Consider the following 22738-nt stretch of genomic DNA (forward strand, 5'->3'; position numbering starts at 1 on the left):
ATTAAATCTAATAATGATTGAAAATAGACATCATTATTTATCATAAGCGCTTGAAACATACATCAGTGCTATAGTCAAATCCAAATGAATCCCAAGTTTTAGCCATATGATCTGATAATGGAGCTGTAATTTGTAGTCTGCCGCCTGACGGATGAGGGAAATCTATATAACGGGCATGAAGATATAGATGATTTTTAATTTTACTTGAATAATCACCTATAGAATTATTTATATAATATTTTTTATCTCCTACAATAGGATGTCCTATATGAAGAGCATGAACACGCAACTGATGCGTACGTCCTGTATGGGGCTGCATTTCTAACCAACAAAATTTTTCTGAACAATCAATTATTCTGAAATATGAAATTGCATGATTTGCTCCTTTTTCGCTATTATCTGCCACTTGCACATAGTCGCCTCCAATCCGGCATTTCTTTATTAACCAATTAGAAATAAAAAACTTATTCTTGTTAGGAACACCTCTAACTAGAGACCAATATATTTTCTTAACCTTACGCATTCTAAACGCTTCCGTAAGACTTTGAGCAGAAGCACGTGTACGAGCCACAATAAGTATACCTGATGTTTCTTGATCTAACCTATGGATAAGATAGGTTTTTTCTCCTTTTGATCCTAACCAATAATTCAATAGACCATCGATATGATAAGTAATCCCTGAACCACCCTGCACGGGAATGCCTGAAGGCTTATTAAACACATAAATCTCGCTATCTTCATAAATCAAAATGCTATTTAAAAATTTCGAAGCATCCAAATAATTTATGGATTGATCAATCAGGGGTTTTTTATCATTTTTTATAATTGAAGCATGAACAATAGGTGGAATGCGAACATCTTGCCCAGCTCTTAGTCGAAAATTTGATTTAACACGCCCTCCATTCAGACGTATCTGACCAGATCGTAAAAGTTTTTGTAAATGAGCAAAGCTAATATGATGATAATGAATCATAAACCAACGATCAAAACGCATATTATCTTCATCATCATCAATTGTTATATGCTTAACATATCTCATCAAAGGAATCTCCTAATTCAAACAAACTGAACCATTTGAATATTTAAAAGAAAAATCTCTATAAATTAAATACCTTATTAAATTCATCGAATCCATAATAAATATAGAATTAATAAAAAAGATATTTTATATAATCGATTTTATATATATAAGTAAAATAATGTTTTGATGTTCAATACAAGCTTAATAACATAATTTCAAATTATGACATACAACATCGTATAAAAAGCAAACTACTTGATAGATAAAATAATTTATTTTACATATATAGATATTTACGAAGCAAAGTAATAAGAAGTTATACATAATTGATATGTTTATATTAGCGCATATATCTGATCTTCATCTAACTGCTCCCCTGTATTTATATGAATTATCACCCAAAAGAATCATTGGATTGCTAAATTGGAAATTTAATAGACAAAAATACTTTGCTAATAAAATCGCTGATTTATTAATTAATGATATTGCTTTGCGTAATACAGATCATCTTGTAATAACAGGAGATCTTGTTAATCTATCAGGTAAAAGAGAGATAGATAAATCTACAAGTTTGCTCAAAAGAGCTGGTAATCCTGATAGTATCTCAATTGTACCAGGGAACCATGATAAATATGCAAAAAGTGCACAAAAATATTCTCTAAATGCATGGAAAAATTATATCGTTGGAGATAAGCCGTATATTAAAGAAAGATTATTCCCTTATATGCGCGTGAGAGATAATATTGCTTTAATTGGATGTTCAACATCAATATTAACCCCTCCTTTTATTGCAAATGGATATTTCGGCAAGAAACAAGCTGAAGACACCTCATTACTATTAAGGCAAGCAAAGAAGGATGATCTCTTTAGGATTATTATGATGCATCATCCACCTGTTTTAGATAAAACTTCATTACATAATCGTCTGTTTGGCATTAAAAGATTTCAAGACATGATTAATCGAGAAGGAGCAGAATTAATACTTCACGGTCATACGCATATAAACAGCGTTCAATGGTTGCCAAATCCTAAAAACATAACACCAGTAGTTGGCGTATCATCAGCATGTCAAGCGATTAAAAGCAAAAAACAACAGGCATCATATAACCTTTTTTATATAGAAAAACATGAAAATAATTGGCGATTAAAAGGAGAAAGATATACTTTATTGCCTGATGCTACTGGTATGCAAGAAAAAGGTTATAATATATTTCACGATGATTATATATAAAAAGTAATTTTGACGTAATAAGGATATCAATAAATTGACATCTAATGAGCATACCAGTATATAATACTGGAACTTTCTTTTAATTTACAATATAATATGATATAATTGATTATTTTTCTATCTAAATATAATGTATTACCACATGATTAATTTTATTTCTATAAAATGAGATAGATGGATTTATGTGATTAGATTTGAGATAGATCATTGTGGAACAAATCGATTGAATTTAATTTTTTAAATATTATGAAAATTATATTAGATGGCTGCACGAATAATAACATTTCATTGATAGCAGATCATGCCAGTACGGAAAGAATTGACAAGTGGCTGAACTTAAAATTAAAAGAAAAAATTTCACGCTCATATATAAAGAAACTAATCACTAACGGCTATATAAGTGTTGACGATAAGATTGTCAGCGATCCATCACAAAAAATCGTCTTAGGAAACAAAATTTATATACGAATTCCTAAGATAAAACAACTTAACATCCCTCAAGAATATATACCTTTAGATATAATATATGAAGATAATGATATCATAGTAATAAATAAACAAGCAGGATTAGTAGTACATCCTGCACCAGGGAATTGGAGTGGAACTTTGGTAAATGCACTTTTATACCACTGCAAAAATAATCTATCTGGTATAAATGGAGAAGAACGCCCTGGCATCGTGCATAGATTAGATAAAGACACAACAGGAATTATCATAGTAGCAAAGAATGATATTGCACATAGAGAACTTTCAGAACAGTTTGCAGATCATGGACTATCTCTTGGCCTCAAACGATTATATTATGCGATGGTATGGGGAACGCCATTTCCGTTATCTGGAACAATTAATGCACCATTGGGACGTTGTAGATTCAATAGATTAAGACAAGCTGTAAAAAAAACAAATGATAAAACAGCATGTAAAGCTGTAACTCACTATCAAACAATAGAAAGCTTTAACAATAATTCAAATTGCGCTATATCCTTATTAAAATGCCAACTGGAAACAGGAAGAACACATCAAATTCGCGTACATATGGCATATAAGGGACATCCACTAGTTGGCGATCCATTGTATGGATTAGGATTTAAAACTAAAGAAAATCTTGTTAATTATGATACGAAAAATGCAATTAATAAACTTGCAAGACAAGCGCTACATGCGTATCATCTATCCTTCTATCATCCTCGCAATAAAGAAAGAATGATTTTTGAAGCCCCTATTCCTGAAGACATGGCCAAAATAATAAAAGTTATATAAAAAATTTGTATGTTATAATGATTGATATTTGAGAATGAAATTAGCTATACTATGAAATAGTAGTTTACTTCAAAATGTGATATAATGTAGCGATATATTTTAAATCAAGAAAAGGCAAAAATCTCATGATTAATAGAAACATGACGATAATAGCAGATGGCGAAATTGGAATCAGCCGTTATATTAATGAAATAAAAAATTTTCCACTGCTAGAAAAACAAGAAGAGTATATGCTCGCTAAAAGATATATTGAGCATAGTGATTTGAATGCAGTACATAAGTTAGTTACAAGCCATCTAAGACTAGTTGTAAAAATTGCAATGGGATATCGTGGCTATGGAATGCCTATTTCCGAAGTAATATCTGAAGGCAATGTAGGGTTGATGCAAGCAGTTAAAAAGTTCGATCCAGAACGTGGTTTTCGCCTCGCTACATATAGTATATGGTGGATCAAGGCAGCAATTCAAGAGTATATCTTACGCACATGGTCATTAGTCAAAATAGGCACAACAGCAAATCAAAAAAGACTTTTCTTCAATTTACGTCGTTTAAAAAAACATCTTCAAGCTGTCAATGATAAAATATTAAAACCTGAACAAATTACTGCAATTGCAAATAAACTAAATGTTTCAGAATCGGAAGTAATATCAATGAATTGCCGTTTAAGCGGAGATCAATCTCTAAATACTCTGATAAATTCCTCAGAGGAAGATTCAATCAAATGGCAAGAATGGCTTGTAGACGAACATGATAGTCAAGAACAAACTCTTATAGCAAATGAAGAATCAATAAATCGTAAAAATATGCTTATAAGCTCTATGTCAGTTTTAAATCCGCGTGAAAGAAAAATTTTTGAAGCAAGGCGCTTACGTGATAATCCTGTTACACTAGAAAATCTATCTTCCGAATTTGAAGTTAGTCGTGAACGAATAAGACAAATAGAAGCGCGAGCATTCGAGAAAGTGCAATCGGAAATAAAAAAGCAAAAGGATCAAGCATCTCAATTTCCTAACTAAGTACGATGATATAAAATAATTAATATAAATACACTCCGTAATTATTATATAATAATTATTATATAATAATTGGTTTGTAATTTATTTATTCTTTACTTGTAATTCTAACTGATGCTTTTCTTAGTTTGGCTTTCCCAATTAGATATTGCCATTTTAAAAATATCTGCTCCTGTACGACCCTTATCTATAGTAAGAATTATCCTTTTACCATTACTATAGGTAATTGGAATATCCATCCAGCGGTATTCTGATAAAACTTCTGAATTATTCAAAGAATTTTTCAAGGAAATTAAATAAGAGTTTTTAGCTGTCCTAAAAATATTGGAATCAAAAAAAACACCTGGTCCTTTTTCTGTCTTTCTCATGGATATTTGTCGTAAATCTGTAATATCACCACCTTGATTTCCTTTTTCTAAAGAAAAAACAATTTCTATCAAATGAGTTGCTGCTAAAGATATATCAAAGTTTCGCTTTATAACAATTAACGCTGATAAATCACTACCTATAGTAGGTATATTGCCTTTTATCATCAGGCCTTGAGAACCTTCTTGTAAAGACCACGCTATATTCTTCGCAAAAGCCAACGGATTTCCATAACCTTTGTTGATAAATGCTATACTTGCCCCTTCATTTCCAGCTGTTTTTTCTAACTTGCTACCCTTTGATAAACTAACAACATTATTATTAACATCTTTATCATCTACTAAAGAATTATGAACAAAAACGTTATTAAAAGAAGGATTAGAAAGATCAGAGGCATTAGATGAATCCATATCAACTTCAGATCCATCTGCTAATAGTCTTCTAGTAATTTTTGGAACAGTATTAGTAAGAACAGACAATTTATTTTTACTATTATTATCTAGTAATTTATTGATATAACCAATTGTATTTACTTGGCTTTTTGAAATAGAATAGGATATTCCAATAAAACAACCCAAAAATATAAAAGATATTGCTGAATATTTTAGAATATTATTATCATATAACTTGAAAAAAAATGATAAAAAGCCATATTCCTTACTTAAAAAATATTTTTTTATAACAATAAATAAATAATTATTTATGCAGGAAAATTGTTCTAAACCAATTTTTTTTAAGACACCTTGGGTGTAATCTGCATTAATAAAAATAGATTTGTTGTTATAACTATGCTGTGAGTAACTAGAGAATCTAAAAATATTTATAAATTTGTTGTATATACTTCTTGCAATAAAACTATATGTTATACTCATATTTTTTCCAGCATATTGCTTATCTGATATAGTATTACGATTACTGATGATATCATCATTATGCGAAAAAGAAGAAACAGGCAATCGAGATGCAAGTAAAATACAATTACTGGAATTAATGCCACCGTTATCAGGAACATCTAAAGACATCTTTTGATCTGTAACACTAATAATTTTATGTTGCTTACTCTCAACCTGAAAAATAGCATTTTCTAATTTTCTCAACTGACGATCAAGTATTTCTTGTGGAGGACGTGGCTTCATCTTCTCTAGCTGTCGCGAAACAACAATCCGTGCACGATCATATACCTGAAAACGCATATCAGGAGTATTTTCAGGTAAACTATCTATAGCTCGTTTAATTACTGATACAAAATCAACCATTTATTATATTTCTATCATCTATTTTATAAATCTATCTATAATTTATATAAAAACACACCTCTAATTTTCAAATGGGTTAGATACAACAATAGTACTATCCCTCTCTGGTCCAACTGATATTAAAGAAACTTTAACTCCCAACACATCTTCTATTTTACTTATATAGTTAATTGCCTGTATAGGCAAATCATTCCATCTACGAACTCCAGAAATAGATTTTTTCCAACCCTCTAATACCAAATAAATAGGCTCAAAACGAGAATTAGGGTCAAAATAATCTGGGAAAAAGTCTACTTCACGATCATCAATACGATATCCAACACAAATTTTTAATTCATCAAAACTATCTAAAACATCAAGTTTAGTCAAAGCTATACCTTTAACACCATTAACAATAATAGAGCGACGTATTATAACTAAATCTAACCAACCACAACGACGTTGCCTTTTAGTGACAGTCCCGACTTCTTTACCAACTGTTCTCAATAAATCACCAGTTTCGTTGGTCAATTCAGTAGGAAAAGGACCCTCGCCAACACGTGTCGTATAAGCCTTAACAATACCTATCACATACCCTAAAGAACAAGGACTAATTCCAGAACCAATTGATGCTTGTGCAGATACTGTATTTGAGGATGTAACAAAAGGATATGTTCCATGATCAATATCTAATAAAGATCCCTGAGCTCCCTCAAAAAGAATACGAGATCCTCTTCTAGATTCATTATCAAGGAAAAAACATATATTTTCCATAAAAGGAAGAATTTTTTCTCTCGCAAATGTCAATTCTCTTAATATTGTTTCATACAAAACTTCACTCTGGCCGAAAGAACGTCTTAATGCATTATGATAAAATAATATTTGATCAATCTTTGACGAAATAAAATCAAGATCAATAAGATCCATCACCCTAACAGCACGACGACCTACTTTATCTTCATAAGCAGGACCAATCCCCTTTTGTGTAGTACCAATCTTAACACCATTACAAGTGGTAGCATTCTCCCGCAACATATCAAGATCTCTATGAACAGATAGTATTAAAGAAGCATTATTGGCAATTCGTAGATTACTTGGTGTAACATTTATACCTTTTATTCTTAAAGATTCAAGTTCAGAAACTAAAGCATGAGGATCTATAACAACACCATTTCCTATTACAGATATCTTATCAGGACGAACTATACCTGAAGGAAGAAGAGATAACTTATACACAACATCATCAATATCTAAGGTATGACCTGCATTACTACCACCTTGAAACCTTACAATGATATCAGATTTTTTAGATAGCCAGTCAACTACCTTACCTTTTCCCTCATCGCCCCACTGCAAACCAATTACAACTACATTTGACATCAATAATCTCTTTCTTCGTTACCTTATCCAATAAATAACTTTTACAAAGAAAATTTGTATAAAACCAGTATATTAGTTAATTAATCAAATAAAAATAAATAAATACAATAATCGAATATCAAATATTAATTATCTAATCAAAGTCCACAACTTAACAAAAAAATAAATTCATCCCATTTCAAAATACTAAGCATAAGCAATAGATACAATTAATTTTTGATAAAGATGCACAAATGATTGTAAATATCACAAAAATTATCTATAATCATTGCCATAGACTATAAAATAACAGATGATCTCTGTAACTTGTTTTATTTTTTATAAAAATATAGGCGGATGTGGCGGAACTGGTAGACGCGACGGATTCAAAATCCGTTTTTGGTGACAAAGTGTCGGTTCGATTCCGACCATCCGTACCAATTATTGTGAATTTTAGTTTGTATATATTTTCTATACAATAACTGGATAATTTATCATCAATTTTATATATATACATAGTGATTTGGATAAAAATATAGGAGCTGCAATGATTGCTTATGTAATTGGTATTTTAAAGCAATTAATATAATATCATTATTTAGCACAGCAATGTATCAAATAAAATAATAATCCTTATATGTAGAAAAAAATTAAAAAAGCAGATAGATAAAGATTAGGTATTTCAAATTATAATAAGATTAATTTTAAAATATAAAATATATCAAAAAATAATTATTGTTTTTCATTAATATAAAAAGATACATCTATTCGCGAATAACGCTTTATAATATAATGAAAATTATTATCGTAAACTATCGCGCACTAAAGATAGATCTAATAAAAGTTGCTGCAACTTAGATTTATGATCAACATCATCAACACTTTTAATGTCATATGTAATTTTAAATATGTGATTATCTAATTCATCAATACACAATTCATCTACTGGAAAAATATTTTCAGATAGCACAGTACAACGAGATGATGAAGCATCGGCAATTCCATCAACAACTACATAACGATAAACATCTCCAGAAGCTAGTTCAACTATGATTATGCCAGGTCTTATAATAGACAAAACAGAAGAGTGACCTGAAAGAATTGTTATATCGCCATTTTCAGAAGGCAATACAACAGACTTAACTTCTCCAGAAAAAACACATTTTTCTGGAGAAACCAATTCAAAACAAAAACTGTTCACTATAGACATAATATCCTATTATATTGCAAATATTGTAAATCATAAAATTACTAAATCATACTCCTGAAGATAAAGATTCAGCTTTCTTAACAGCTTCATCTATCGATCCTACCATATAAAAGGCAATCTCAGGTAAATGATCATAATCTCCTTGTATCAAACCTTTAAATCCTTTAATAGTATCTTCTAAAGCAACAAATTTTCCTGGGAACCCCGTAAATGCCTCAGCTACATGAAAAGGCTGGGACATAAAACGCTCAATCTTACGAGCACGAGCCACAACTAGTTTATCTTCTTCCGACAACTCGTCCATTCCAAGAATAGCGATTATGTCCTGTAAAGACTTATAGCGTTGTAATACCTCTTGAACTTGACGAGCAACATCGTAATGCTCTTTTCCAACAATATCTGGTTCTAGAATACTAGAGCTTGAATCAAGTGGATCAATAGCTGGATAAATACCTTTTTCTGATATTTTACGTGATAAAACAGTTGTAGCATCAAGATGGGAAAAAGATGTAGCAGGCGCTGGATCTGTCAAATCATCCGCAGGAACATAAATAGCTTGGACAGAAGTAATAGATCCCGTTAAGGTTGTAGTTATGCGTTCTTGCAGCTCTCCCATTTCTGCAGCAAGAGTAGATTGATATCCAACCGCTGATGGTATACGTCCTAATAGAACCGAAATTTCCGCATTAGCTTGGGTAAACCGGAAAATATTATCAACAAAAAATAAAACGTCTTGACCCTGATTTCGAAAATGCTCAGCAACTGTCAAACCTGTCAAAGCAATACGAGAACGAGCACCTGGAGGCTCATTCATTTGACCATAAACCAATGAACATTTAGATCCCGCAGAAGAACCATTATTCTTTAGAGGATCAACATTGACTTTTGAATCAATCATCTCACGATATAAGTCATTACCCTCACGAGTACGTTCACCAACACCAGCAAATACAGAATAACCACCGTGGGCCTTCGCAACATTATTAATTAATTCCATGATTAACACAGTTTTTCCAACACCTGCACCACCAAAAAGCCCTATTTTCCCTCCTTTTTGATAAGGAGAAATCAAATCAATAATTTTAATTCCTGTTGTAAGGATGCTGGCATCAGTAGACTGCTCTATATAAGAAGGAGATAATTGATGAATAGCACGTCTTTCTGAGGAAAGAATTGGCCCCTGTTCATCAACAGGATCACCTACAACATTCATGATACGGCCCAAAGTAGAATCGCCAACAGGAACAGTAATCTGTGCACCAGTATCAATAACAGAACAACCTCTGCTCAAACCGTCTGTCATACCCATAGAAATACACCTGACTGTTTTTTCCCCTAAATGCTGAACAACTTCAAGCACAATGCGAGAGTTATCATTCATAACTTCAAGAGAAGTAAAAATCGTTGGCAAGGAATCAGGAAACACAACATCTACAACAGCACCCATAACCTGCTGTATTTTACCAACATTCCTTATTACCTCTTTAGTAGCAACCATAACGCTAAACCTCTTTTGTGTATCAATTATTTTATTGCTTCTGCTCCTGCAATTATTTCAACAAGCTCAGTAGTAATACGCATCTGACGCTGACGATTATAAGAAAGAACCAAGTCATCAACCATACGACCAGCATTACGAGTAGCGCTGTCCATAGCAGTAATCCTAGCTCCTATTTCACTAGCCTTATTTTCCAAAAGACTCCAAAAAATATGAGCAGAAATATTCTTAAATAAAATTTGCTCTAATAACTTATATAAACTTGAATCATAAAGATAAATAGAATAATTACATTCCTTTTTCTCTTGTAATTCATCTAAAAAATCGACAGGAATTAACTTGAAAATTATAGGAACCTGCTGTACAACTGATTTAAATCCTGAGTGTATACAAAAACAGATATCAAATATATTATCAAAAAAAAGAGATAATACCTTATTTGCTATAATATTTGCATAAACAAAATCTATTGGCTTGTTATGAGGCATTTCCACATAGTCAATGATTATAGATGAAAAATCAGAAAATAATCCTTCATAACCTTTTTTACCTATTACTATAATCTTAGCTTCTTTGCCTTCTGATACTAATTCCTTAATACGATCTCTCGTGAAACGAATAATTTGGGCATTAAAACCTCCACATAATCCCTTTTCAGATGTAAAAACAATCAGCAGATAAACCTTATTTCTACCAGTTCCTCTTATAAGAGGTGAGAGATCCTCTTTTGAGCAATTATCAATCGCACATTTCATCAACAAATCTTTTATATGAAACTTATAAGAAGAAGCATCCTTGATATCAGATTGTGCACGACGCAATTTATTAACCGATACCATTTGCATAGCCTCAGTAATCTTTTGCGTTTCCTTCAAAGAGCGTATACTATTTTTTAGTTCTTTTAGCGAAGACATTTTCTAATATGCACCCGATATCTTAATTGAAACATTCTAAAAAGCGATCAATTTCATTTTTTAACTTACTAATAACATCATCAGTCATAACCTTTTGTGAACCTATATCTTCTAAGACATCCTTAGCAAAAGTACGAAGATGATCTAAAAATTCTAACTCGAATCTTCCAATTTGAGACACTTCAATTTTATCAAGATATCCATTAACAGCTGCAAATATCATTACTACCTGTTCTTCCATCTTTAACGGAGAAAACTGCGGCTGTTTTAAAAGTTCTGTCAGTCTTTTCCCACGTGTTAAGAAGCTCTGGGTAGTCGCATCAAGATCAGCACCAAATTTAGCAAAAGAAGATATTTCACGATATTGAGCTAATCCACCCTTTACAGAACCAGAAACCTGCTTCATAGCCTTTGTTTGAGCCGCAGATCCAACACGAGAAACAGATAATCCAATATTAATAGCGGGACGAATACCTTGAAAAAACAACTCTGTTTCCAAAAAAATTTGACCATCTGTAATAGATATAACATTAGTTGGTATATACGCAGAAACATCATTCTCTTGAGTCTCTATAACAGGCAACGCTGTCAAAGACCCACCGCCTAGGTCATCCGACATCTTAGCAGCCCTTTCTAATAGCCGAGAATGCAAATAAAATACATCGCCTGGATAAGCTTCTCTTCCTGGAGGACGACGCAAGAGAAGTGAAATCTGCCTATAAGCAACGGCATGTTTATGCAAATCATCATATGCAATTAAAGCATGGCAACCACGATCACGAAAATACTCTCCCATAGTACAACCTGTAAAAGGAGCTAAAAACTGCATTGGAACTGGATCTGAGGCTGTTGCAACAACCACTATAGAATATTCTAACGCACCATTTTCTTCCAAATATTTAACAAATCTAGCAACAGTAGAACACTTTTGACCGATAGCGACATAAATACAATAAACTTTATCACTTTTTACACCAGAATCATGGATATATTTTTGGTTTAAAAAAGTATCCAAAATAACTGAAGTTTTACCGGTTTTACGATCTCCAATTATTAGTTCACGCTGACCTCGACCTATCGGTATGAGAGCATCTATAGCTTTTATACCTGTTGATAGCGGCTCACATACTGATTGACGTTGTATAATACTTGGAGCATCAACTTCAACACAAGACCTTTGCTTATATTCAATTGGACCTTTTCCATCAATTGGATTGCCAAGCGCATCTACAACACGACCAAGCAATTCTAAACCTACAGGGACATCAACAACTCTCCCAATACGCTTTACAATATCTCCTTCTGATATTTCTGTGTAACTTCCAAAGACGACTATCCCAACATTATCTACCTCTAAACTGAGAGCCATCCCATAAACACCATGGGGAAACTGAACCATCTCCCCAGCTTTAATCTTATTAAGACCATATGCACGCACAATTCCATCTCCAACGGAAAGAACGTGCCCCACTTCAGAAACTTCAGAAACTTCACTAAAACCCCTAATCCTTTTTTTAAGAATCTCAGAAATTTCTGCGGCATGGATATCCATTAATTAACCTCTTTCAATATAAGACTAAGACTAAGACTAAATAATTTTGTACGTAGAGAAGAATCAATATAATTACAATCAACCTCTACCACAAATCCCCCCATAAGAGATCGATCTTCAACTAAATCTAATACAATACTCTTACATACAATCTTTTCCAAACAAGAACGTAATTTATCTTGTTGATCTGACGACATCTTTGCAAAGGTCCTCACATGCGCAATAATCTCATTACGATAATGCAAACAAACATTATTGAATGATTTAATAATAGATGACAGAATATTCAGCCGACCATTTACTAATAAAATCCTCAGAAAATTGCCAGTAGTGCCACATAAACTTGCCTTGATTATCAAATCTTCAACTACTATCTTTCTTTTGCTGATAGGAAAAACAGGACTAGTTAAAAAATAATTGAAATCAGTAGATTCAAGCAAAATAGCTTCTAAAAGAGAGATATCATTCGAAACAACGTCCAAAACACCAAGTTCGCTAGATATACTAAACAAGGAATGAGAATATCTACCCGGCAAATCAGAAAATAGACCTAACGAATTCAACACTAAAAACAATACCTCAATCAAACATGATCTAAAAAACTAATACTAAAAAATAAGCACTTATATAAAATATCATCCATAACCTAACACAAGATTACAAATCTCGCAATAATTATCAACAATATCTAAAATCATTTCACATAAAGAACATAATAAAAAAACAGACCACCTTAATTCTTTAACGAAATACTGATAAATAATCAGTTTATTATAATATTAATCTAAACAATTCTAATAAAATTAATTTTTATTCAAATCACTATATTTTTGTTTAAAAAGACAACACTATTAAATAATTGATCGTTACATATCACATAATTGGCAAATAACTCAATATATTATCGAAACTGTCTAAAAAAAACTTTGTGGATCTATGTCAACCTGTACACGCAAGGAATTATTTTTTTTAGGGGACTTAGCACACATGTCAGCAATAAATTTTTGTGAATTAGCCTTATTCTTAGCATGGATTAAAAGCCGAAAACGATACCGCCCACGCACCATCAATAGTGGAGCTTCTGCCGGACCAAAAACTGAAATATCTGAATTTATAGGAGCATTTTTTTTCATATTATAAGCATATCTTTCTGCTTCATTATATACTTTACCAGAAACAATTACTGCAGATAAACGTCCAAATGGAGGTAAAAAAAGTTCTTTTCTTGCTTTAATTTCAGTTTCATAAAATGAATTGGCATCACCTGAAATAAGCGCCTGCATAATAGGATTCATTGGATAATATGTCTGGATCAAACCAAGGCTTTTTAACCCAAAACGTCCAGCACGGCCCGTTACTTGAGACAAAAGCTGATAAGTTTTTTCTGATGCACGCAAATCAGCATTTGCAAGGCTGAGATCTCCATCTATCACTCCAACAAGAGATATTCTGGGGAAATTATGACCCTTTGCAATCAATTGTGTTCCAATAATAACATCAAATTTCCCTCTGGTAATATCTTCCATCTGCAATCGTATTTTTTCCATTCCACCATCTAAATCAGATGATAAAATAGAAATTCGTGCCGCAGGAAAAAAACTAAGAACTTCCTCAGCTATACGCTCAACTCCTGGACCGCAAGCTATCATATGATCAGCAGAACCACATTTAACACAATATTCTGGATAATTTGCCATATAACCACATTGATGACAACTTAACTTCTTCCTAGATCGATGCTCTACCAGCCAACAAGAACAATGAGGACATTTTAGGCGATATCCACATGACTTACATAAAGTAAGAGGAGCATATCCTCTTCTATTCAAAAAAAGTAAAGCTTGTTCATTCCTTTTTAAAGTATCATTAATACTTTCTCTCAGTTCTAAAGAAATAAATTTTCCATATCCTAATGACTGATTTCTCATATCAACCAATCGCAAATCAGGCAAAACACTATTAAAGCGTCTTATAGGCAGATGTAATAAATGGTAACGCCCACGCATACAATTCACTTTGCTCTCTATAGATGGAGTAGCTGAAACAAGTACTATAGGAAATTTTTCAATTTTACCGCGAACAACAGACATATCTCGCGCATTATATAATATTCGATCTTCCTGTTTATATGAAATATCATGCTCCTCATCAACAACAATTATACCTAGCCTTTTAAACGGCAAAAAAAGGGCAGATCTAACACCAACAACCGCAGATATTGTGCCTTTTGCAATATTTCTATAAATTTTTTCACGAACACTCAAAGAAAGAGAAGAGCTCCACTCAGCAGGACTTGTACCAAAACGATTTTTAAAACGCTCTACGATAGAAGCGACCAAGGAAATCTCCGGCAGTAAAATTAATACTTGTTTTCCTGAGCGCAAAACTTCAGCAATAACTTCCAAATACACCTCTGTTTTTCCAGAACCAGTAACTCCATCAATAAGTGAAACCGAAAAAACATCCCTACATAGGGGGATAATATGATCAACAGCTTCTTTTTGCATGATGTTTAATATAGGAAAAGAAAAATTTGGGTCAGGCTTTTCTGAAAATTGCAAAGGTATTACAGTAACTTTTTTAATAATACCATGATTTTTTAATCCATCAATTACCTTAGGAGAAACTTTAGCAGCACTTATCAGATCTTTTATTCCCCATATACTGCCATCTTTAATCTCATTGATAACACGAAGACGAGCAGCTGTTTTAATTTTAGGGTAAATACCAGTAAACTGAATTTTTTCTTCTATTTTCTCTATTAAGGATAAAGAAGAAACAACCATCCGAGCAACTAATCCTGTTGAAGAAAATGTATATTTTGATACCCATTGGATAAATTCACACATTTTATGAGAAATTGGGTCACACTCAAAAATATATTCAATAGGACGTAATTTGCAATTATCAATTACATTATTTGAGCTATACCAAACTATTCCAAGAACAGAACGAGATCTCAGAGGAACGCGTACAATAGAACCTAATTCCACTCGCATTCCACATGGGACAGAATAGCAATATGGTCCTGAAATTGATTGTAAAATTAATACAAAAACACTCAAACAAACAGTATCTCCTAAAATTATTTCAGAAGATGATATAGGATTAGCTTTCACAATTTGCATCATAATCCTTGAATAATAAATAAGAGGTAATCTGCTGATATATTATAGTATATAACTAAATCATTAATCTGGTATTTTTATTAAACTTAATTATAACAATCAATTCAATATTTTTGAAATTGAAATTGACCATAGCTAGATAGCAAAATATGGGAAATAACTATTATTAGCTGATATAAAATAGTACCACGGTTTAAGCTATTAATAAATAATCAATCATCAAACATCATATAGAAAGCCATAACAGTAATTATGCTAACCTATAATAATAAAAGACTAAAAAATGAAAAGTAAGACAAAGTATATCTTTACATAATTAAGAGAAGATAGAACAACATTTAACATATGTATAGATCCAAATCTATCTCGAACTAAATATCCTGTAGAATATTTAGTTAAAAAATAAAAAATCATTTAGTACACTAAGAAATAAAAGATAATAGTAGAATAGATAAGACCACCGGCCAATCAACAACTATCTCCATCATTTTTAAATAAATTTGCAGTATGAAAAATTATTATGTAGATTTAAAAAAATAAAACAGTAATTAGAAAAGCTCGACTGTAAAGGCAAACATCTTATTTCCTGGAACGAAACATTTAAACGATATTTACCTTTTCAAAATTGCAAAAAATATTAAAAATCAAACAAATTACACGCTTTTAAGATATTAGAAAAAATATATTCATATAAAATTAACTGACCACATAATGCATATACTATAATCAGTTTTATTAATTAAATTAAATTTTAACTCATATAATCTATGTACTAATATCCAAAAAAATAAAATTAGCAGCAAAACAACATTATAAATGAACAAACTATAAAATATAGATACAACAAAATAAAGAAGAGATGAATAAATCACCTCTTCTTCAATATATAATCATGCAGCACAAGACGGCTCTCGCTTCTCAATCATATTTGTTTCTTTTTTAGAAGATTGAGAAATTTGAATACGACGCGGTTTCATCTTTTCTGGTATATTTCGTAATAGCTCTAAATAAAGAAGCCCATTTTCTAAAGAAGAAGATGTAACTTCCACGAAATCAGCAAGTTGAAAACGATGCTCAAAAACACGCTTTGCTATGCCACGATGGAGATACTCAACAGAATCTCTTCCTTCAGATTTCTTTTCACCTCTAACCATCAAAATGCCAGCATCAACTTCTATATCAAGTTCTGAAATATCAAAGCCAGCGACTGCTATAGTTATCCTATAAGCATTTTCACCTGTACGCTCTATGTCATAAGGGGGATAAGCAGAAGATTGACCTACAGAGCTTAATCCACCTAACATTGAAAGCACAGCGTCATAACCAACAGCAGAATTATAAATTCGAGAAACATCTATACGCATAACGTCCTCCTTATGAAGCGACTATTGTAATAAAAAACAAACTTATCTCTTTACTTTTATAACAGAAATAAGATCGAAGATCCTACTAGGCATCATCACTTATAATATAGTAATAAAACAAGTTTTTTTCAAGTTACATGATAAAATCTTAATCATAAAATTATCAAAAATATTTGTATTATCATATAAAATATCAATAATCGTAAAATAAAAAAAACCGAAAATAAATTAAAAAAAATTAATAATATACGCGTATAAATACGATTTACATAAATAATAAAAAACTAAAAAATATACAAACATATTAGATCAAAAAATTCACATCTCAGCTCGACAATTAAATCAAGCAACATACTAGCAAAATATATCTTTAATATAATGAGCTTATCTCCAGCATAAAATCAAAGATTGATATACTTATTTAAATAAAAAATATTCTAAAGATTCAGCTACCAAATAGAGTTGAAAACAACGGGTAATATTTTAAAATGATATAGAGGATTATAGTACTAACATCTAGAACATGATGTTAAAAGAGCATGATTTGCTTGTAGATATATCTACATATACTTTCAAAATTTAGACCCTATAAAAACTATCGATCTTCTCAAAACATTTATACATCATACTGTGCAATAAAATTGGATTACATAATAATATCCATTACCAAGAAAATGAATTATACCTTAATAATAAAAAGCAGATGCAAAAGTATATGATAAACAGATCATAATAAATCACTAATTGAATATGATCACCGTAACTATTAATTAGTAATGTGAATGAAAATTATATATAAATCTAAAACTAATCAAAGCCATATTGAGGCATAATATATCATGGCAGGAACAGAAATAACATCTTCGTTAACGCATTATAATAATACAAATAAAATCAATACTTTTATAAAGTAAAATAGTTATAGTATGTAATAGTAATTACATACTTTCTAGCAAGATAATAGCAAATCCCTATCGCATAATAATATTATAAATAAATGTAAAAATGACTCCACACATAACTAATGTTTTTAGAAAAATATACGAATAATTAGTTACTGGTTCTTTATAGCAAGAAGAAGTATTTTCATTTATCGGCGCCTGTACCAATAAAGTGGATATTTTTTCTATTGAATCAACAAAATCAGGAGTTATCTGTACTAATCTTATAGCTGATTTTATTCCATCTTGTAAATCAATAATTCTTTTTTTTGGCCCAATTCTATCACGAATCCAAGCCTCTACAATAGGCTCAGAAGACGCCCACATGTTGAACTGTGGATTCAACATACGTGCAACCCCTTCCACAACTACCATATTTTTTTGCAGCAATACTAATTCAGGACGAGTTTCCATATCAAATAACTCTGTTATTTCAAATAGCATTGTCAGTAATTTACCCATAGATATCGTCTCAGATGAGAGCCCATGTATTGGCTCTCCAATAGCACGTAATGCTTGCGCAAAAGAAGCAGTATTATGTTTATGAGGAACATAACCCGCCTCAAAGTGAACATCTGCGACACGCTGATAATCACGAGTAATAAAACCATATAATATTTCAGCAAGAAAATTACGCTCTTTTTTACATAATCTACCAGTGATCCCCATATCAACTGCCACTATACATCCTTTGGAATCAACGAATAGATTTCCAGGATGCATATCAGCATGAAAAAATCCATCTCGCAACGCATGCAATAAAAACGACTGAATAAGTGAAACCGACAAACATTCTAAATCATGACCAACATCACGCAATTTATCAATATCTGATATTTTTATTCCGTCTATCCATTCCATAGTAACTACATCACGCCCTGTCCGATCCCAGTCAATTTTAGGGACACGAAATCCTCTATCATCAGTGATATTATCAGCCATTTCCGAAAAAGCTGCTGCCTCAAGTCGTAAATCCATTTCAATTTTTGTAACTTGCTCCAAAGTACGAACTATCTCCAATAAGCGCATCCTATTCATGGAAGGAATAAATTTCTCCTGTATGCGCGCAATAAAGTACATAGTTTTAATATCTTTAAAAAATTGTTTGCGCACACCGGGGCGTATGACCTTTACAGCTACCTTTCTATATCCATCAACATCATTTACAATTGCAGGATGTAATTGCGCAATAGATGCCGCTGCAATAGGATCAGAAAAATCATAATACAGCTCCTCAATTTGGCGATTCAATGAAGAGGATACTAAAAGCTTAGCAATATCAGTAGAGAAAAAACCCATTCTATCTTGTAGCAAAGAAAGATCCTCAGATAATTTAGCCCCAATAATATCAGGTCGAGTAGCCAAAAACTGGCCCATTTTAACATAAGACGGACCAAGACGTTCCATAGCTCGAGCCAAACGATGACTATGTCGATAATTCCTTGACTTCCCTCTAGCAAAAAAAGAACTTATTTTTTGAAAAAATACCAACTTATAAGGCAACTGATCAAAGGATAAAGATGATATAACGCCTTCACGTACTAATACCCAAACAATACGAAATAGATTATAATATTCTCCGAATAAAATATGCATATCATCCTCAAAATTTCCATCCAGAATGGAGCGCCACAATACCACCTGTATAGTTTTTAACTGATATATTAGAAAATCCAGAATCAGCAATCATCGCAGAAAAATCCTGTTGATTGGGGAACCTTCGTATAGACTCAACTAAATATCGGTATGGTTCTTCATCGCCTGCAACTAATTTTCCTATATGAGGTATGACTTGAAAAGACCAAATATCATATATTTTATTAAGAATAGGATACTGAACTTCAGAAAATTCTAATATAAGCAATCTTCCTCCATACTCAAGGATACGATAAATCTCCTGCAGAACTAATTTTATACGTGGCATATTGCGAATACCAAAAGCTAATGTGCATGCACTAAAACTACTGGATTCAAAAGGAAGATGCTCAGCATCTGCTTCAACAAAGGTTATATTATTTTGTAATTTTTCTTTAAAAGCGCGTTCCTTACCTATAGAAAGCATCTCCTTGTTAATATCTGCAACTACTATATGAGATTTGAAATCCGAAGATTCTGCTATACGAAAAGCAATATCACCTGTACCACCAGCAACATCTAATACACGATAATTTGCAGATTTTCGAGGATTAAGAGCAGAAACCATTGCCTCTTTCCAAAACCTATGCAATCCTAGAGACATAAAGTCATTCATAACATCATAACGATAGGCTACTCTCGAAAAAACATTGTTAACCATGCCTTGCTTATCTTCTGCTGCAATTTTACGGAATCCATAAGATATTTCCATTTCTTCAGCAGATCCAAAACGATCTTTTATCATATTCACTTAATCCAATCAAAAGGAGAACTCCTAATAATTAAACCCGAAAAAACAAAATTGTAATCAGATATAAATTATTATAAATTCACTATTACAGAAGACCTATATTGATATTTATTAATAAATTATATTGAATTATAATCTATATGTTTTGAAAGATTATTACTAGAACAAAGAATACAGATTGTCTGTTAATAATATTTATACATTAAATATTATCCTCAATATCTTTATCCACAATTATGATATAAAATTTTCAAAAGAACTACTATAATGCCTGAATTGCCAGAAATAGAGACAATTAGACGCAATCTTACTCCAATTATGGAAAATATGCTATTAACTGAACTGTGTTTGCATAGAAAGAATCTTCGTTTTGATTTCCCTGAAAATTTCAGCTCATTGGTCAAAAATAAAAAAATTATAAGAGTTTCCAGACGAGCCAAATATTTTATAATTGAACTGGAAGGAGATATGTCAATTATTGTGCATCTTGGAATGTCAGGATCATTCATAGTAGAAAGTAAAACGACTTCAACTATCATAAATAAAAATATAATCAAAGATCCTAGACACAATCACGTAATAATCTCGATTGAGAACGATGATAAAACACTGAAATATAGAATTATATATAACGATCCTCGTCGTTTTGGATTCATGGATTTAGCAAAAACTAGCTTAATAGAAAAATATCCTCCATTTGCAAAAATGGGACCAGAACCAATAGATATAAATTTTAATACCGAATACTTAACGAATCAATTTTACAAAAGAAAAAGCAGCATTAAAAACGCATTACTTAATCAACAAATAGTATCAGGACTTGGTAACATTTATGTTTGTGAAGCGCTGTGGCGAGCTAAATTATCTCCTATGCAAAACGTAAAAAGCCTAGCACAAGAAAACATATCGACAAATTTTAAACTATCTAAATTGATTGAAGAAATTAGAAATGTTCTTTTCGATGCCATAAATGCTGGAGGATCTTCTCTACGTGATTATATACATGCAGACGGATCAATTGGACGTTTCCAGAATTCATTAGCTGTCTATGGCAGAACAGGAGAAGCTTGTCCTGCAAATTGTGGACAATTTATAAGTCGAATCGTGCAATCAGGACGATCTACTTTCTACTGCTCACATTGTCAGCAATAAAATATAACGATCCTACTTAATCACTAGGTTTTAATATTGACGACAATGAATTCTGAGGTTATTGTAAGGATGGTTTTTTAAAAAATAATCCTTATGTTTTTTATGTTATTTTTACTCCCTATATCGCCAAGGAATGGAGAAATGACTTTCCGCGCGTTTTATAACTTTTTATATTGGGTGTAATTTTCTTGATATTGACGAAAGGCGCCTAATGGCCAACACAAAATCTGCAAAGAAAATGGTTCGCAAGATAGCTAGCCGTACATTGATTAACAAAAATAGACGATCTCCTGTCCGTTCTTTTATACGACATGCAAACGAAGTAATAACTTCTGGAAATATTACGGAAGCGATAGAAGCTTACAGACTAGCTCAATCAATTATACAGAGTGCTAAAAGCAAGGGGATATTCCATAGGAACACAGCTTCTCGCAAAGTTTCCCGACTGTCGAAGCGTTTAAAAAGCATGAGCGTATCATAATACTGAAAAGTATTTTTTCACTTTTGTGATATCTTGAGAAGGAGCTACTTATTAGTCTATGGGTAGATCCTTTTTTTATTTTAAACTTAATACAAGTACGTAATACTTAATCATGATCATCTGATCTATAATCAAAAAAATTATTACTATAAAAAGACAGTAAATCTTTAATTAATTTAATAATAAATTATATAATTAATATAATTTATATATCATCAATAAGATTTATTAAATCAAAAAACATGCATACTCATTGCCTCCCCCCAGAAAGTTAGTTTTTTATTTTATTAAATATATTTTTTTATATCGAATCGATAAAAGAGCATTTTTTTGAATCTTATTGATTCAAAAGCGATTCTTTCTCCAACACAAAAATCCATAAAATATCTATATAAAAGTCAATCCCTGAAAGCATTGTTGACTGCAAAAATCATCATTGATCTTATCGAATGTTCCTGCCTAAATAGAGTGGGTGATAAAGTTTATATTAGAAAGGTGGAAATGTTTATTAAAGATGTTTGGGGATAAAATTATCAATTAATAATTTGGAAAATAATTAATTTTGAAAAGTTTAGATGAAATATAGCAGATTAAATTATGGAATTTATGACTTACGCAATTATAAAA

The 22738-nt window shown here is 31.7% G+C and carries 17 protein-coding genes and 1 tRNA gene; 6 read left to right on the forward strand and 12 right to left on the reverse strand.

Annotation, left to right across the window (positions count from 1 at the left end; all coding sequences use genetic code 11):
- Positions 1-40 precede the first annotated feature (40 nt).
- Positions 41-1039 (reverse strand): RluA family pseudouridine synthase, encoded by a 999-nt coding sequence (locus LAM_RS05025; protein WP_007556596.1) that lies wholly within the window; start codon positions 1037-1039, stop codon positions 41-43.
- A gap of 313 nt (positions 1040-1352) precedes the next feature.
- Between LAM_RS05025 and LAM_RS05030 the strand changes: the two genes are divergently transcribed.
- The 3 genes from LAM_RS05030 (at position 1353) to rpoH (ending at position 4528) form a co-directional block, all read left to right on the forward strand.
- Positions 1353-2252, forward strand: coding sequence for a metallophosphoesterase family protein (locus LAM_RS05030; protein WP_007556597.1), 900 nt, complete (start codon positions 1353-1355; stop codon positions 2250-2252).
- A gap of 207 nt (positions 2253-2459) precedes the next feature.
- Positions 2460-3512, forward strand: a complete 1053-nt coding sequence (locus LAM_RS05035; RefSeq protein WP_007556599.1) for an RluA family pseudouridine synthase — start codon at positions 2460-2462, stop codon at positions 3510-3512.
- A 125-nt stretch (positions 3513-3637) separates the two neighbouring features.
- Positions 3638-4528 carry an RNA polymerase sigma factor RpoH gene (gene rpoH, locus LAM_RS05040; protein ID WP_007556600.1) on the forward strand — a complete coding sequence of 297 codons (891 nt, stop codon included), beginning with the start codon at positions 3638-3640 and terminating at the stop codon, positions 4526-4528.
- Positions 4529-4632: 104 nt separating this feature from the next.
- Here the strand turns inward: rpoH and LAM_RS05600 are convergent, their stop codons facing one another.
- Both LAM_RS05600 and LAM_RS05050 read right to left on the reverse strand, forming a co-directional pair.
- Complete coding sequence (locus tag LAM_RS05600) at positions 4633-6147, reverse strand: hypothetical protein (RefSeq protein WP_007556601.1); 1515 nt, start codon at positions 6145-6147, stop codon at positions 4633-4635.
- 60 nt (positions 6148-6207) lie between these two features.
- Entirely contained in the window at positions 6208-7506 is a 1299-nt protein-coding gene (locus LAM_RS05050) for an adenylosuccinate synthase (RefSeq protein ID WP_007556602.1), read from the reverse strand.
- Between the two features lie 332 nt (positions 7507-7838).
- Here LAM_RS05050 and LAM_RS05055 point away from each other — a divergent pair.
- Positions 7839-7925, forward strand: a tRNA-Leu gene (locus LAM_RS05055).
- A gap of 362 nt (positions 7926-8287) precedes the next feature.
- Here the strand turns inward: LAM_RS05055 and atpC are convergent.
- From atpC to ubiE, 9 genes are all read right to left on the reverse strand, one after another.
- Positions 8288-8695, reverse strand: a complete 408-nt coding sequence (gene atpC, locus LAM_RS05060; protein WP_007556604.1) for an ATP synthase F1 subunit epsilon — start codon at positions 8693-8695, stop codon at positions 8288-8290.
- 46 nt (positions 8696-8741) lie between these two features.
- Positions 8742-10193 (reverse strand): F0F1 ATP synthase subunit beta, encoded by a 1452-nt coding sequence (gene atpD / locus LAM_RS05065; RefSeq protein ID WP_007556605.1) that lies wholly within the window; start codon positions 10191-10193, stop codon positions 8742-8744.
- Positions 10194-10219: 26 nt separating this feature from the next.
- Complete coding sequence (atpG, locus tag LAM_RS05070) at positions 10220-11107, reverse strand: ATP synthase F1 subunit gamma (RefSeq protein WP_007556606.1); 888 nt, start codon at positions 11105-11107, stop codon at positions 10220-10222.
- Positions 11108-11129: 22 nt separating this feature from the next.
- Positions 11130-12659: a F0F1 ATP synthase subunit alpha gene (gene atpA / locus LAM_RS05075; RefSeq protein ID WP_007556607.1), complete on the reverse strand. Its 1530-nt coding sequence runs from the start codon at positions 12657-12659 to the stop codon at positions 11130-11132.
- A complete protein-coding gene (atpH, locus tag LAM_RS05080) occupies positions 12659-13225 on the reverse strand; it encodes an ATP synthase F1 subunit delta (protein ID WP_007556608.1) in 567 nt (188 codons plus the stop codon). Before atpH ends, atpA begins: the two co-directional genes overlap by 1 nt.
- 348 nt (positions 13226-13573) lie before the next feature.
- The gene (locus tag LAM_RS05085) at positions 13574-15787 is read right to left on the reverse strand and encodes a primosomal protein N' (RefSeq protein ID WP_007556610.1); all 2214 of its coding nucleotides are present in this window, start codon (positions 15785-15787) and stop codon (positions 13574-13576) included.
- 890 nt (positions 15788-16677) lie between these two features.
- Complete coding sequence (locus LAM_RS05090; protein WP_007556611.1) at positions 16678-17151, reverse strand: Hsp20 family protein; 474 nt, start codon at positions 17149-17151, stop codon at positions 16678-16680.
- A 971-nt stretch (positions 17152-18122) separates the two neighbouring features.
- Positions 18123-19688: a 2-polyprenylphenol 6-hydroxylase gene (gene ubiB / locus LAM_RS05095; RefSeq protein WP_007556613.1), complete on the reverse strand. Its 1566-nt coding sequence runs from the start codon at positions 19686-19688 to the stop codon at positions 18123-18125.
- Between the two features lie 7 nt (positions 19689-19695).
- The gene (gene ubiE, locus LAM_RS05100) at positions 19696-20472 is read right to left on the reverse strand and encodes a bifunctional demethylmenaquinone methyltransferase/2-methoxy-6-polyprenyl-1,4-benzoquinol methylase UbiE (protein ID WP_007556614.1); all 777 of its coding nucleotides are present in this window, start codon (positions 20470-20472) and stop codon (positions 19696-19698) included.
- A 273-nt stretch (positions 20473-20745) separates the two neighbouring features.
- Between ubiE and mutM the strand changes: the two genes are divergently transcribed.
- Both mutM and rpsT read left to right on the forward strand, forming a co-directional pair.
- Positions 20746-21630, forward strand: a complete 885-nt coding sequence (mutM, locus tag LAM_RS05105) for a bifunctional DNA-formamidopyrimidine glycosylase/DNA-(apurinic or apyrimidinic site) lyase (RefSeq protein WP_007556615.1) — start codon at positions 20746-20748, stop codon at positions 21628-21630.
- 211 nt (positions 21631-21841) lie between these two features.
- On the forward strand, positions 21842-22111 hold the full coding sequence (gene rpsT / locus LAM_RS05110; protein WP_007556616.1) for a 30S ribosomal protein S20: 270 nt from the start codon (positions 21842-21844) through the stop codon (positions 22109-22111).
- The last annotated feature ends 627 nt before the right edge of the window (positions 22112-22738 follow it).

The sequence above is a fragment of the Candidatus Liberibacter americanus str. Sao Paulo genome (genome assembly GCF_000496595.1).
Lineage (GTDB): Bacteria > Pseudomonadota > Alphaproteobacteria > Rhizobiales > Rhizobiaceae > Liberibacter > Liberibacter americanus.

What these genes read in the sequence shown, in the direction of transcription:
- LAM_RS05090 (WP_007556611.1), bottom strand. Translation starts at nt 17,151, where the DNA reads ATGCGTATAGATGTTTCTCGAATTTATAATTCTGCTGTTGGTTATGAC.
- LAM_RS05025 (WP_007556596.1), bottom strand. Translation starts at nt 1,039, where the DNA reads ATGAGATATGTTAAGCATATAACAATTGATGATGATGAAGATAATATG.
- atpG (WP_007556606.1), bottom strand. Translation starts at nt 11,107, where the DNA reads ATGTCTTCGCTAAAAGAACTAAAAAATAGTATACGCTCTTTGAAGGAA.
- ubiE (WP_007556614.1), bottom strand. Translation starts at nt 20,472, where the DNA reads ATGATAAAAGATCGTTTTGGATCTGCTGAAGAAATGGAAATATCTTAT.
- LAM_RS05030 (WP_007556597.1), top strand. Translation starts at nt 1,353, where the DNA reads ATGTTTATATTAGCGCATATATCTGATCTTCATCTAACTGCTCCCCTG.
- atpD (WP_007556605.1), bottom strand. Translation starts at nt 10,193, where the DNA reads ATGGTTGCTACTAAAGAGGTAATAAGGAATGTTGGTAAAATACAGCAG.
- rpsT (WP_007556616.1), top strand. Translation starts at nt 21,842, where the DNA reads ATGGCCAACACAAAATCTGCAAAGAAAATGGTTCGCAAGATAGCTAGC.
- LAM_RS05085 (WP_007556610.1), bottom strand. Translation starts at nt 15,787, where the DNA reads ATGCAAATTGTGAAAGCTAATCCTATATCATCTTCTGAAATAATTTTA.
- mutM (WP_007556615.1), top strand. Translation starts at nt 20,746, where the DNA reads ATGCCTGAATTGCCAGAAATAGAGACAATTAGACGCAATCTTACTCCA.
- ubiB (WP_007556613.1), bottom strand. Translation starts at nt 19,688, where the DNA reads ATGCATATTTTATTCGGAGAATATTATAATCTATTTCGTATTGTTTGG.
- atpA (WP_007556607.1), bottom strand. Translation starts at nt 12,659, where the DNA reads ATGGATATCCATGCCGCAGAAATTTCTGAGATTCTTAAAAAAAGGATT.
- rpoH (WP_007556600.1), top strand. Translation starts at nt 3,638, where the DNA reads ATGATTAATAGAAACATGACGATAATAGCAGATGGCGAAATTGGAATC.
- LAM_RS05050 (WP_007556602.1), bottom strand. Translation starts at nt 7,506, where the DNA reads ATGTCAAATGTAGTTGTAATTGGTTTGCAGTGGGGCGATGAGGGAAAA.
- atpC (WP_007556604.1), bottom strand. Translation starts at nt 8,695, where the DNA reads ATGTCTATAGTGAACAGTTTTTGTTTTGAATTGGTTTCTCCAGAAAAA.
- LAM_RS05600 (WP_007556601.1), bottom strand. Translation starts at nt 6,147, where the DNA reads ATGGTTGATTTTGTATCAGTAATTAAACGAGCTATAGATAGTTTACCT.